The organism is Pseudoduganella violaceinigra DSM 15887, assembly GCF_000425385.1.
GTDB classification, from domain to species: Bacteria; Pseudomonadota; Gammaproteobacteria; order Burkholderiales; family Burkholderiaceae_D; genus Rugamonas; species Rugamonas violaceinigra.
The window spans coordinates 371,468-384,214 of sequence record NZ_AUDI01000004.1; the positions used below are offsets into that span (position 1 = coordinate 371,468).

The window sequence follows — 12,747 nt, forward strand, 5'->3', positions numbered from 1 at the left end:
GTGAAGTAAGTGATGGAGCCGGCAGTTTCCCAGCACAGCATGAAGATTGGGTAAAGCGCATCTTCATGCTTCCTTCAGGCAGGCGTGATTAAATATGGCCCATGAAAATCCTGCTGATAGAAGACGATATGGACCTTGGCAACGGCATCCGCATTGCGCTTGCCGACCAGGGCATGGACGTGACCTGGGTGCGCCAGCTGGCCGATGCGCAGCGCCAGCTGGAGCAGCGCGGCTTCGACCTGCTGCTGCTCGACCTGGGCTTGCCCGATGGCGACGGCATGGGCTTGCTGGCCGGCCTGCGGCGCGAAAAGGAGGGCGTGCCTATCCTGATTTTGAGCGCACGCGATGCCTTGTCCGACCGCCTGCTTGGCCTGGATACGGGCGCCGACGATTATCTGGTCAAGCCGTTCGAACTGTCCGAACTGATGTCGCGGGTGAGGGCGCTGGCCCGCCGCAGCTACGGCTTTGACGGCGAGACGCTGGAGCTGCGCGGCATCGTGCTGCACGCACCGACGCGCAGGGTGACGTTGAACGGCCGCCTGGTCGACCTGACCGCCAGCGAATATGAATTGCTGCGTATCCTGATGATGCGCGTTGACCGCGTGGTGACGCGGCGCAGCCTGGAGGAGCAGGCCTTGCCGGGCTCCCAGGCCAACGCCAGCAATTCTCTCGACGTGCACATGGCCAACCTGCGGCGCAAAGTCGGCGAGGGGCTGATCCGCACGGTGCGCGGAGTGGGCTATGTGATCGACCAGCGCGAGGTGGCCCGATGATGGGCAGACTGTGGCGGCGCCTGGTCCCGCGCAGCCTGATGGCGCGCCTGCTGGCGGCGCAAATGTTCGTCCTGTGCCTGGTGTGGCTGCTGTTTCTGGCCTTTCTCGCCTACGATGCGGGCCAGGATACCGTCACGCTGAAGCGCCAGCCAATCTACGATGCCTGGTTCGCCGTCGCCGAGAACCTGCAGGCAGACCGGCCGCGGATGCGCGATACCATGCGCAAACTCGAACACTCCCTGCGCAGCGTCGGCGGCGTCGAGCCGGGAACGTTCAAGGGCCCGAGTTTCGTCGTGGAAGACAGCACCGGCGTGCTCTACCAATCCGACGAAACACCGCAGGGTATCCGTGCCGGGCCGTTGAACGAGTTCGTGCTGTTCAACGGCAGCGGCGGCAGATGGCGTGCGCGCACGGTGCAATCGCCGCGCTCCGATATCCGCGTCACCAGCGTCATGCCAGCCGACGGTCTCAACATCTATCTCACGCTGGCGTCGCGGGGCACCATGCTGTTGCCGCTCATGATCAGCCTGCCGTTCCTGATCGTGCCGGGCTGGCTGGCAATCCGGGTCGCGCAAGGGCCGTGGACCAAGGCCATGGAGGACCTGGCGACGCGCGGTGCGCAGGATCTCCGGCCGTTACCGGTGGAAGGCCGGCCGCGCGAGCTGGTGACGATGTTCGAGCGCATCAACGCCTTGCTGGCGCGCGTCAGCGAGAGCGCCGAGCGGGAGCGCTCCTTCATCGCGGACGCGGCGCACGAACTGCGCACACCGCTGGCGGCCATGCGCGTGAACGTGGAAGCCTTGCAGCAGCAGGCTGGCGACCCGCGCCAGCAGCCGCTGCTGGACGGCATCGTCAGCGGCAATGCGCGCGCCACGCGGCTGGTCAGCCAGCTGCTGCGGCTCATGCGCAGCGACGCCACGAGCGGCGAGCAGGATGAGGAAATCTGCTTCGATGCGCTGTTGCAGGAGCGGATGGCGGGCCTGGCCGGCATCGCCGATGCCAAGGCTGTCGAGCTGGAAATGAGCGGCGACAGCGCTCTTTATCTGGCCGGTCGCCGCGAAGGGCTGGTATCGCTGGTGGACAACCTGCTGGACAACGCCATCAAGTACAGCCCGGAGCGAGGCAAGGTATTGGCGGATCTACGGCGCGAGGAAGGCTGCGCCGTGCTGCGCATTTCCGACCAGGGACCGGGCATTGCGCCGGCATTGCGCGAGCGCGTGTTCGACCGCTTCTTCCGCGATCCGCGCCAGGCGCAGCCGGGCAGCGGGCTGGGCTTGGCCATTGCGCTGGCCGTGGCGCGCCAGCATGCCGGCAGCATCGACCTGGATGCCGCCGGCAGCATGGGCTTGTGCGTTACCGTCCGTTTGCCGTTTGCCGCGGGCGCTTAGCGCGGTCCGCGCGTCGAGTTCATGCGTTCGAGTATGCGGTGCAATTCGTCCTGCATCCCCTGCGAGAGGTTCTGGAACTGGCAGCCGATCTGCACCTGCTCGCCGAGCAGGAAGGAACGGAAATGGCGCGCCAGGCGGATTTCCAGGTCGCAGATCAGAATGGCGCCGGGCCCCATGTCCAGCCGCACGCGCTGCAATTTGCGGCCCACATGCAGGCCGACCGCATCGCGCGGCGAGCAGCGCATGCCGACGCCGCCGACGGCGAAATCGTACAGCTGCAGTTCGTACGGCTTGCCGTTCAGGACGAATGAAGCGGTGTGATAGGTGCCCAGCGGCGTTTCCAGGCGCGGCGCGGCGCGCCGGTTGAGGACCTGGCAGCGCTCCGGGAATTGCGCCGGAACCAGCGTCGGCTGTTCCGGCAGGGCATTCCAATGCGGGTCGTCCAGCTTGAACTGGAATTTGGCGCCGCCCAGCCAGGCGACGAAGGTGCATTCGCCGGGAGGCAGGCTGCCCCCCTCGTTCAACTGGATGACAAAGTGGGGCAGCTCGGGATCGACCGAGAGCAGGCGGGCCAGGACGACGTCGGCGTTGGCCCGGTGGTAGATGGAAATCGCGTCGCCGGCTTCCGCCAGCGCCGTCAGCGCGTCACCGATATCGTCCGGATCGACGATATCGTGTGGATGTGACCCCGCGGCAATCGGCTCCACCGCGTCTTGCAGACGGGGCGGTCCTTTGCGGAAGTCGCTTGGCATGGGATCGTTCACAGCTAAGGTTCTCGTTTTCTGGGAGAAGACCCGGCTACTTTACCGCGTTCCGGCGGCTTTGGCTTGCTAAACGGCAATCAATGCTGCTCTACTGTTGCGCCGATGCCGACTCAGAAGCGTTCGTCCGGGGACAGGTAGCGCCATTGTCCTTCTGGCAAATTTCCAAGTTTGACACGACCGATGCGCACACGTTTCAAGCCTACCACGCGCAGGCCAACCATCTCGCACATTCGGCGGATCTGGCGTTTCTTGCCCTCGCGCAGGGTGAAGCTGAGCTGGTCGTCGTTCTGCCAGCGCACCTTGGCCGGCAGCAGCGGCTTGCCGTCCATCCACAGACCATGGTTCAGGCGCTGCAAGTCACTCTCGGGCAGGCGGCCCGGCTTGGTGTATTCCACGCGCACCAGGTATTCCTTGTCAACGTTGGTATGTTCGCCAATCAACTGCTTGGCCACGCGGCCGTCCTGGGTCAGCACCAGCAGGCCGACGGAATCGATGTCGAGGCGGCCGGCCGGGACCAGGTTGCGCAGCTGGTTGCGGTCGAAGCGTTCCGGCGAACTGTCTTCTTCCCAGCGGTTTTCCGGCTTGATCAAGACCACGGCCGGCTGGTAGCCATCTTCGGCCTGGCCGGAGACATAGCCCATCGGCTTGTTGATCAGGATGGTGACGCGGCGCGCCTGTTCGGCGGCCGCTTGGCGCTCCACGGTGACTTTCTGGCTTGGGTAGACCTTGGTGCCCAGTTCGGACACCACCTGGCCATCCACGCGCACCCAGCCTTTGGCGATCCATTCATCGGCTTCACGGCGGGAGCACAGGCCCAGTTCGGACATGCGTTTGGACAGGCGTAATAATTCTTCGGACATCAGATTTTCAGTGCTTCGAGTAGGTCGGTTTCCAGCTGCAGCTGGGTACGGGCATTGGCCAGGGCCGGTCCGTCGACGATGAACACGTCTTCCACGCGTTCGCCGAGGGTCATGATCTTGGCCGTATGGAGGTTGATTTTATACTGGGTCAGCACCTTGGCGATCGAGTACAGCAGGCCGGTGCGGTCGTTGGCCGCCACGGACAGCAGGTAGTACTGGCCCCGTTCATCGGGCCGCAAGTCCACGGTCGGCTGGATCGGGAAGGTGCGCGACAGGCGCGACAGACGGCCGCGGCTGGGCGCCGTCAGCGGCCCCTGGGTCGCCAGCAGCTCGCCCAGCTCATGCTCGATCAGGTTGATGATGTCGCGGTAGCGCTCGGCGAAATTCTGCTCGGTGACCATGAAGGTGTCGAGCGCATAGCCGTGCTTCGTGGTGTGGATCTTGGCATCGAGGATGCTGAAGTTCTTGCGGTCGAAGTAGGAGCAGATGCGCGCGAACAGGTCCGGCTGGTCCTTGATGTAGACGGCCACCTGCAAGCCTTCGCCGATGGGCGCCAGGCGCACCTTGACCACCGGCTGCCCGCTGTCCAGGCGGTCCCACAGGGCGCGCGTCTGCCAGGCGATGTCGCTGGCGTCGTGGCGCAGGAAGTAGGCCAGGTCGAGCTGCTTCCACAGCGCTTCGTGCGCATCGGGCGGCAGGCCGTACAGGCGCAGGGTGGCCAGCGCCTCCTGCTGGCGGTTTTTCAGCTCGCGGTCGGCCGAATGCGGCTCGCCGCCCAGCACGCGCAGGGTGATCTTGTACAGGTCTTCCAGCAGCTTGCCCTTCCAGGCGTTCCACACTTTCGGGCTGGTGCCGCGGATGTCGGCCACCGTCAGCAGGTAGAGGGCGGTCAGATGGCGTTCGTCGCGCACGGTGCCGGCGAAGGCCTGGATCACGTCCGGGTCGGACATGTCCTGCTTCTGCGCCACGTGCGACATGGTCAGGTGGAGCTCCACCAGGAAGGAGACCAGCTCGGTGTCTTCCTCGCCGATGCCGTGCTCCTGGCAGAACTGCGCGACGTCGGCCACGCCCAGCTTGGAGTGGTCGCCGCCGCGCCCCTTGGCGATATCGTGGAACAGCGCCGCCACATACAGCAGCCATGGCTGCGGGAAGTTGGCCATCAGCTGCGAGCAGAACGGATACTCGTGGGCGTGCTCGGTCATGGTGAAGCGGCGCATATTGCGCAGCACCATCATGATGTGCTGGTCCACCGTGTAGACGTGGAACAGGTCGTGCTGCATCTGGCCGGTGATCTTGCGGAAGCTCGGCAAGTAGCGGCCCAGAATGGACAGCTCGTTCATCCGCCGCATATTGTGGATGATGCCCTGCGGCGCCTGCAGGATACGCAGGAAGAAGGCCTTGTTGACGGGATCGGCGCGGAAATCGGCGTCGATCTTGAAGCGCTCGTGCCACAGCGCGCGCATGGTGCGCGCCGTCATGCCTTTCAGGGCGGGGCGTTCGCACAGCAGCACGAAGATCTCCATGATGGCGGACGGCGTCTTTTCGAACGTGTCGTCGTCGTTCATGTCGATCATGCCGTTCACTTCGCTGAAGCGTTCGTTGATGCGCACCGGCTCCGCGTCGTGCGGGAACAGGAAGGATTCGATGTTCTGCAGCAGGATGGTATTCAGCTGCACCACGGCCTTGGCGGCCCAGTAATAGCGCTGCATCAGGTATTCGCTGGCGCGCCGCATATGGACGCCGCTGCCGGTGGCCTTCAGGCCCAGGGTTTCGGCGACGGCGGTCTGGACGTCGAACACCAGGCGGTCTTCGCGCCGCCCGGCCACCAGGTGCAGGCGCACGCGGATATCCTTGAAGGCGCGTTCCTTTTCCATCAGCTGGCGCGCCTCGGTCTGGGTGATCAGGCCGCGCACGGCCAGGGTGCGCCAGGAATTGGCCAGGCCGGCGGCCTTGGCCATCCACAGGATCACGTGCAGGTCGCGCAGGCCGCCCGGGCTTTCCTTGACGTTGGGCTCCAGGCTGAAAGGCGTGTCCTCGTACTTGGCGTGGCGCTGGCGCATCTCGATGGTCTTGGCTTCGAAGAAGGCGCGCGGGTCCATGGCCTTGTTGTAGGCGTCCTGCAGCTGCGCGAACAGCACCATATTGCCGGTCACGATGCGCGCCTCCAGCAGGCTGGTTTGCACGGTGATGTCGGCCTTCGATTCGGCCAGGCATTCGTCGATGGTGCGGATGCTGTGCCCCACGTCCAGGCCCAGGTCCCACAGCAGCTGGACGAATTCCTCCAGCCTGCCCCGGGTGGCCTCGTCCGGCGCCTGGTGCAGCAGGATCAGGACGTCGACATCCGAGTAGGGGAACAGCTCGCCGCGGCCGTAGCCGCCCACCGCCACCAGGGCCGCCTGCGGCGGCAGCCGGTTCCCGGCCCAGGCCTGCGTCAGGACATCGTCGACGCTGCTGCGCAGGTTGCGCAGCAGCTTTTCCGGCATGCCGTCTTCGTGGAAGTTGGCAATGATGCGCTGGCGGTCGGTTTTGAGCCGGACCTTGAGCTGTTCCCGGAGATCCTTCTTCATCGCGGCGTGGGCCATCGCGGTGTTACGCTGCGGCTTTTTCGGTGACAAAGGCCGGCGGCGGCGGGCTGCCGGCGGACAGGGTCAGCACCTCATAGCCCGTTTCGGTGACGACCAGGGTGTGTTCCCACTGCGCGGACAGGCTGCGGTCCTTGGTCTTGATGGTCCAGCCGTCCGGCATTTCCTTGATTTCGCGGCGGCCGGCATTGATCATCGGCTCAATGGTGAAGACCATGCCCGCTTCCAGCACCGGCCCGGTGCCCGGCTTGCCGTAATGGAGGATCTGCGGCTCTTCATGGAACACCTTGCCGATGCCGTGGCCGCAGAACTCGCGCACCACGCTGTAGCCGGCTTGTTCGGCATGCACCTGGATGGCGTGGCCGATATCGCCCAGGGTGGCGCCCGGCTTGACCTGCTCGATGCCCAGCCACATGCACTCAAAGGTCACGTCCGACAGGCGCTTGGCCAGGATCGACGGTTTGCCGATGAAGAACATGCGGCTGTTGTCGCCGTGGTAGCCGTCCTTGGTGATCACGGTGATGTCGAGGTTGACCACATCGCCGTCCTTCAGCACCTTGTCGCCCGGGATGCCGTGGCAAATCACGTCGTTGACGGAGGTGCAGATGGCTTTAGGGTAGGGGGTATAGCCTGGCGGGCAGTAATTCAGCGGTGCCGGAACGGTGCCTTGCACCTTGGTCATGTACTCGTGGCACAGGCGGTCCAGCTCGCCGGTGGTGACGCCGGCCTTGACGAAGGGGGTGATGTAGTCGAGCACCTCGGAGCCCAGGCGGCCGGCCTCGCGCATGCCTGCGATGTCCTCGGGGGTTTTGATATTGATAGTCATGGGTTCTTGCTGTTCTGTTCAGGGTACGCCGCCATAGGGCGTTATCAGCAAGATTATAAACGACCGGCCCCGTGCGCGCCGGGCCGGCGCATTGGCGGCAACGCTCGCTTGCCCGGGCAATTCGGCGCCGGCTGTGCCGAAATCGCGCCGGGAATGCGCTGAAAACGCCGCGCACGCACGGCGGCTGACACGCGATGGTAATAATTGCACCGTAGCATCGTTGCACCTTCAACTTCAGCGAAAAGGATCATCGATGTCCACCAGCCGCCGTAAATTCCTGGGTATGGCCACCGCCGGCGCCGCCGCCACCCTGTTTCCCGACCTGATCAAGCAAGCCCTGGCCGTACCGGCGAATAACGCCACCGGTACCCTGGCCGATGTGCAGCACGTGGTCATCTTCATGCAGGAAAACCGCTCCTTCGACCATTATTTCGGTACGCTGGGCGGGGTGCGCGGCTTCAACGATCCGCGCGCCATCGCCCTGCCTGGCGGTAAACCGGTGTGGTACCAGCCGAATGGCACGGGCGGTTATGTGCTGCCGTTCCACTTCGACGCCAAGAACACCAGTGCGCTGTCCTTGGGCACCAACCATAGCTGGAAGGGGGCGCAAACGACCTGGCAGGGCTGGGACGCCTGGGTCCAGCAGAAGACCGCCCAAAGCATGGGCTACTTCGATCGGGGCGACCTGCCGTTCTATTATGCGCTGGCCGACGCCTTCACGATTTGCGACGATTACCATTGTTCGATTTTCGGCGCCACCGATCCGAACCGCATGTATTCGCTGAGCGGCACCAACCAGAACTGGCTCGGCGCGATGGGCAGCCTGTACAACATCGATGGGGCCGGCTATTACAACAACGATCCGAAATACGACAACATCACCCCCGCCGTGACGGCGGGGGCGCCGAACTGGCGCACCTATGCCGAAGTGCTGGAAGCGAACAGCGTCAGCTGGAAGGTCTACCAGGAATGGGACAACTACGGCGACAACTACCTGGCCTATTTCCGCAATTTCCGCGTCAATGCGGACGGCACGCGCCTGTCGCAAAACAGCCCGCTGTACCAGAAGGGACGGGCCATCGCGCCCGGCTCCAACGAATCAAATACGCGCGGCACCAAGGGCGACTGGCTGGTGAACTCCTTTGCCGACGATGTGCGCAACAACCGTCTGCCGCAGGTGTCATGGATTTGCGCGCCCAATGATTACACCGAGCACTCGCCCAATTCGCCGAACGCCGGCGAAAACCTGACCGCGCGCCTGCTGGCGGCGCTGGTGGCCAATCCGGAAGTCTGGTCCAAAACGGTATTCCTGCTGACTTACGACGAAAACGATGGTTTCTTCGACCACGTGCCATCGCCTATGGCGCCCCTGAATTCCGGCATGGGCCGCACGACCATGGCCGATGTCGGCCAGTACGAGAACTATAACGGCGTCCCGGTCGGCCTGGGCCCGCGCGTGCCGATGCTGGTGATCTCTCCGTGGAGCAAGGGCGGGCGCGTATGCTCGCAGTTGTTCGACCACACGTCGAAACTGCGCTTCCTGGAAGAATGGCTGGTGGCGGGACTCGGCAAGCAGCGCGGCAGCGTCGCCTGCGAGAACATCTCGCCGTGGCGCCGCGCCGTCTGCGGCGACCTGACGTCCGCCTTCGACTTCAAGGCTCCCAATGCCAGCTGGCCGGCCTCGGTGCCGAAGAATACCACTTACCAGCTGGTGTCGGGGAAGCCCTATCCGCAGCCGCCGGCGGTGCAGACCTTGCCTGCGCAGGAAGGCGGCACCCCGCGCTACTCCTGCGCCTTGCCCTATGCGTTTTCGGCCACCGCGCGCGTGGCGTCGTCGAAGCAGGTGGAACTCTCTTTCTTTAACCAGGGGACGGCAGGCGGCGCCTTCATCGTCTATTCGCAGGCCCGCAGCGACGGCCCTTGGTATTACGCGGTCGAAGCCGGGAAGAAGATCGAACGGGAAGTATGGAACTGGAGCACAGCTAATTACCACTTGAACGTGGTCGGCCCGCATGGCTTTCAGCGCGAGTTTGGCGGCGTGCTGGCGCTGGCCGCCGCGACAGGGGGCGCCCGTCCGGAAGCATGGCTGAACGCCGATCCGGGCGCAATGGCGGTCGATGTCGTCCTTTCCAACGTGGATGGCGGCCGCGCCGCGACGTTCCGCATCGCCGACAACGCCTACGGCCGCGCGCCGAGCAGCCATACCGTCGCCGCGGGACAGCAAGCCACGGTGCGCGTGCCGGTTGGCGCGAACTATGGCTGGTACGACCTGTCGGTGACCTGCGACTTCGACGCCCAATACCTGCGCCGCATGGCCGGCCGGGTGGAAAACGGGCGGGCCAGCCGCACCGACCCCGTGCTGAACCGCACCCCGGCGGGCCCGCGGGCGACGCTGGCCGCCAGCGCGGGCAGTGTCCCGCACGGAACGCCCATCACTTTCAACTATTCGGTTCCGGCGCCCCAGGTGAACGGCAAGAATTGGATCGGCATTTACCGTAGCGGGGTGACGCCGGGGGCGACGGCTTCCCTGTCCTGGCAGTACGTCGCCAACGGGGCGGGTAGCGCGGCGTTTGCGACTTCCGGTTTGGCCGCCGGGAATTATGCGAGTTGGCTTTTGTATAACGATGGGTATATTTCCCTGGCCGGCCCCGTCGCTTTCACCGTGAGTTAACGGTTTTTGCGTGCGATTGTGCCGATTTCACCAGCGCACGCATATAAATTCATCAAGACTTGCACAATCGTGCGTGATGTACTCCTGTTTCCGCAAGACAACATTAGGAGATATCAAATGCGATTGAAAGTTTTGACTGCAGCAGCCATGTTATTCGCCAGCCTGTCCGCGCAGGCTGGTATCCCTTACAAAGACAGCGTCTACGAGTTCAAACAGCCGGGCGGCGAAAAGCTGCGCGTGCACCTGGACGGTAACGATTACTACGCCGAACAGCGCACTGACGATGGCTCGCTCATTGTCTACGACGCGGCAAAGAAAGGCTTCTGCTACGCCAAAGTGAACGCCGCCGGCACCGAGCTGGTTTCGACCGGTGTGCTGGCGACCGGCGCCAAGGTGCGCAGCCTTGGCGCAGCGAGCAAGGCTGCCAGCAAGGAGCAGGGCCTGAGCCAGGACGCGCGTGCCCGCAAGGCCAAGGAACAGTTCGAAAAAATGAACGGCCGCACGGTGGAAACCGCTCGTAAAGCGGCGTCCGCAGCCTTCAGCCCGGCGCCGAAAGCGTCCGCCGCCGTGACCGGGCAGATTAAGGGCCTGACGGTGATGATCGACTTCCCGGACGTGCCGGGCACGATCACCCAGGCGCAGGTGACCTCCTTCCTGAACGATATGCCTTACACCGGCTTTGGCAACGCCCAGTCGGTGCGCGGTTACTGGCAGTCCGTCTCCGGCGGTAAACTGGACTACACCAACGTGACCACGGTTTATTACCATGCCAAGCACAATAAGGCTTACTACGCCGACAGCTCGCTCGATTCGGGTGTGCGTTCGCAAGAACTGATCACCGAAGCGCTGAACTGGCTGGAAAACACCCAGGGCTTCAATTTTGCCTCGCTGAGCGTCGATGCGAACAAGCGCATCCGCGGCCTGAACTTCTTCTATTCCGGCGGCTCCGACAGCGCCTGGTCCAAAGGCCTGTGGCCGCATATGGGCTGGCTGAACAAGCAGTTCTGCGCCGACGGCGTCTGCACCGGCTACTACCAGATCACCAATATGGGCAACAGCCTGGCGATCGGCACCTTCTCCCACGAGACCGGTCACCTGGTGATGGGCTGGCCGGACCTGTACGACTATGACGGCAGCTCGGAAGGTTCCGCCGCCAGCTATTGCATCATGGGTTTCGGCAGCATTGGCGCACAAAGCCAGTACCGCCCCGTACCGCCGAACGGCTTCTTCCGCTACCAGGTAGGCTGGGACACGGTGACCGAGCTGAATCCTGCCATCAATCCGAATGCGCCAAAAGGGCGCCTGAGCCACACCTCCGGCTCGCATAACCTGTACCGCTGGACCAATCCGGCCAAGCAGGACGAGGCCTTCTACGTGGAAGCGATCTACAAGGCCGACCAGAGCTTGTATCAGCTGGGCTCCGGCCTGGCCGTGTGGCACATCGATCCGGCGGGCAATAATTCGGACGAATGGCATCCCTACGTGCAGATGGAGCACGCCGACGGCCGCCGCGATCCGGAAAACAACGTCAACCGCGGTGACGCCACCGACCTGTACGACGGCGCGATCTATAAGGCCTTCTACGATACGGTGCCGAACAACTACGCCACCCATGGCACCAATTCGCGCTGGTGGAATGGCTCCGGCTCGAACTTCGGCATCGCCAACATCAGCCCGGCGGCCCAGACCATTTCCTTCGACGTTGTGAAGGGTGACGGTACGGGCGGCACCAGCGGCGAACGTTACACCGGCTACCTGTCCGGCACGGCCGCCTCCGCCATCCATCCATCGCCATACTTCCTGTACAACGGCGGCACGATCAAGGCCAACCTGACCGGACCGTCGAACGCCGACTTTGAATTGAAGATCGAGAAATGGGACGGCAGCAACTGGGTGCGCGTCGCTTCGTCGACCAGCCCGACCTCGACCGAATCGATCAGCTACAACGCCGCGCTGGCCTACTACCGCATCACGGTGTACTCGTACAGCGGTTCGGGTAACTACACGCTGACCGTGAGCAAGTAAGGCGTTTAAGGAGGTCAAGCCTTCTGGCTGCTGATTTTTTCCATAGCAGCCAGTCGGGCTTCCATCGCGGCCAGTAATGCGTCGGAACGCTGGCGCTGGGCCATCATGTCCTTCTCGGCCGCTGATAAATAGCGGGCCGAATCGAAGGCGGCGTGATAGTTCTGAATCAATGCCGCGTTGAATGCTGCGACGCCAAGTACCGTGCTTAGCGATGCGCCGACAATGAATTTCTTCAAACTGGCAATTGAGGCTTCGATTTGATCCAATCGCTTTTCCATGCGATCGAACCTGGCCTCGGAGGCCTGATGACGCGCATCGGCCTTGGCTTCATAGGCCGCCATTAAGCGTTCAAAGTTATTTGCCCTGATGTCTTCACGCTCGCGCGCTGCCGTATCGCGCTCTCGAGCCGACGCCTCGCGCTCTTCGGCGCGCGCCGTGTAGGCCTGCATCGTCGCCCGAAAGTCGGCTTGCCTTGCCTCCGACTGAGCCACGGCAAGCGCGAGGTTCGAATCGACATACTGTTTGGTGGCGGGATCCATGACTTCATCTTCGGCGGGTGGGGCAGTGATGTCAACCAAGCTCATGGGGCACCTCAAGGTATTCCCCCATTGTGGCGACGCTCACTTCCCTCCGCTTAGAGCTGGATCAAGCTTAGACGTCCTTGTTCTCCGCCTTAAAATGCGCCACCAGGGCATTGGCATGCCCATGGCCCATGCCGTGGCCGGTCTTCAGCGCGGCCACCATGTCCATATGTCTCATGCCCTTCATTCCTTTTAGCAGCTTGAGCCAATGATCGACCGGCTTGCCGTACTTGGCTTCGATCGAGGGGAAATAGGAGGATGGGGAACCCATGGCGCC

The 12,747-nt window shown here is 63.5% G+C and carries 10 protein-coding genes; 4 read left to right on the top strand and 6 right to left on the bottom strand.

What is annotated here, in order from left to right:
* Nucleotides 1-101 precede the first annotated feature (101 nt).
* Both H597_RS0105495 and H597_RS0105500 read left to right on the top strand, forming a co-directional pair.
* Nucleotides 102-773 (top strand): response regulator, encoded by a 672-nt coding sequence (locus tag H597_RS0105495; RefSeq protein ID WP_028101250.1) that lies wholly within the window; start codon nt 102-104, stop codon nt 771-773.
* Nucleotides 770-2,161 (top strand): sensor histidine kinase, encoded by a 1,392-nt coding sequence (locus H597_RS0105500; RefSeq protein WP_028101251.1) that lies wholly within the window; start codon nt 770-772, stop codon nt 2,159-2,161. The genes H597_RS0105495 and H597_RS0105500 overlap by 4 nt, the downstream gene beginning before the upstream one ends.
* Here H597_RS0105500 and H597_RS0105505 read toward each other — a convergent pair.
* From H597_RS0105505 to map, 4 genes are all read right to left on the bottom strand, one after another.
* Nucleotides 2,158-2,913 (bottom strand): flagellar brake protein, encoded by a 756-nt coding sequence (locus H597_RS0105505; protein ID WP_229632096.1) that lies wholly within the window; start codon nt 2,911-2,913, stop codon nt 2,158-2,160. The genes H597_RS0105500 and H597_RS0105505 overlap by 4 nt on opposite strands.
* Nucleotides 2,914-3,035: 122 nt before the next feature.
* A complete protein-coding gene (locus H597_RS0105510; protein WP_028101253.1) occupies nt 3,036-3,785 on the bottom strand; it encodes a pseudouridine synthase in 750 nt (249 codons plus the stop codon).
* Entirely contained in the window at nt 3,785-6,352 is a 2,568-nt protein-coding gene (locus tag H597_RS0105515; protein ID WP_028101254.1) for a [protein-PII] uridylyltransferase, read from the bottom strand. The genes H597_RS0105510 and H597_RS0105515 overlap by 1 nt, the downstream gene beginning before the upstream one ends.
* Before the next feature lie 22 nt (nt 6,353-6,374).
* A complete protein-coding gene (map, locus tag H597_RS0105520) occupies nt 6,375-7,193 on the bottom strand; it encodes a type I methionyl aminopeptidase (protein ID WP_028101255.1) in 819 nt (272 codons plus the stop codon).
* Between the two features lie 253 nt (nt 7,194-7,446).
* Here map and H597_RS29830 point away from each other — a divergent pair, with 253 nt between their 5' ends.
* Together H597_RS29830 and H597_RS0105530 are read left to right on the top strand one after the other, a co-directional pair.
* Nucleotides 7,447-9,864, top strand: a complete 2,418-nt coding sequence (locus H597_RS29830; RefSeq protein ID WP_035373144.1) for a phosphocholine-specific phospholipase C — start codon at nt 7,447-7,449, stop codon at nt 9,862-9,864.
* Between the two features lie 117 nt (nt 9,865-9,981).
* Nucleotides 9,982-11,889: a M6 family metalloprotease domain-containing protein gene (locus tag H597_RS0105530; RefSeq protein WP_028101256.1), complete on the top strand. Its 1,908-nt coding sequence runs from the start codon at nt 9,982-9,984 to the stop codon at nt 11,887-11,889.
* A gap of 14 nt (nt 11,890-11,903) precedes the next feature.
* Here the strand turns inward: H597_RS0105530 and H597_RS0105535 are convergent, their stop codons facing one another.
* Nucleotides 11,904-12,473 (bottom strand): hypothetical protein, encoded by a 570-nt coding sequence (locus H597_RS0105535; protein ID WP_028101257.1) that lies wholly within the window; start codon nt 12,471-12,473, stop codon nt 11,904-11,906.
* A gap of 67 nt (nt 12,474-12,540) precedes the next feature.
* Nucleotides 12,541-12,741, bottom strand: coding sequence for a DUF4287 domain-containing protein (locus tag H597_RS0105540; RefSeq protein ID WP_028101258.1), 201 nt, complete (start codon nt 12,739-12,741; stop codon nt 12,541-12,543).
* Nucleotides 12,742-12,747 lie beyond the last annotated feature (6 nt).

Excerpts from the sequence above, each read along its gene's own strand:
- H597_RS0105535 (WP_028101257.1), bottom strand. The coding sequence starts at position 12,473 with ATGAGCTTGGTTGACATCACTGCCCCACCCGCCGAAGATGAAGTCATG.
- H597_RS0105500 (WP_028101251.1), top strand. The coding sequence starts at position 770 with ATGATGGGCAGACTGTGGCGGCGCCTGGTCCCGCGCAGCCTGATGGCG.
- H597_RS0105515 (WP_028101254.1), bottom strand. The coding sequence starts at position 6,352 with ATGAAGAAGGATCTCCGGGAACAGCTCAAGGTCCGGCTCAAAACCGAC.
- H597_RS0105530 (WP_028101256.1), top strand. The coding sequence starts at position 9,982 with ATGCGATTGAAAGTTTTGACTGCAGCAGCCATGTTATTCGCCAGCCTG.
- H597_RS0105495 (WP_028101250.1), top strand. The coding sequence starts at position 102 with ATGAAAATCCTGCTGATAGAAGACGATATGGACCTTGGCAACGGCATC.
- H597_RS0105505 (WP_229632096.1), bottom strand. The coding sequence starts at position 2,913 with ATGCCAAGCGACTTCCGCAAAGGACCGCCCCGTCTGCAAGACGCGGTG.
- map (WP_028101255.1), bottom strand. The coding sequence starts at position 7,193 with ATGACTATCAATATCAAAACCCCCGAGGACATCGCAGGCATGCGCGAG.
- H597_RS29830 (WP_035373144.1), top strand. The coding sequence starts at position 7,447 with ATGTCCACCAGCCGCCGTAAATTCCTGGGTATGGCCACCGCCGGCGCC.
- H597_RS0105540 (WP_028101258.1), bottom strand. The coding sequence starts at position 12,741 with ATGGGTTCCCCATCCTCCTATTTCCCCTCGATCGAAGCCAAGTACGGC.
- H597_RS0105510 (WP_028101253.1), bottom strand. The coding sequence starts at position 3,785 with ATGTCCGAAGAATTATTACGCCTGTCCAAACGCATGTCCGAACTGGGC.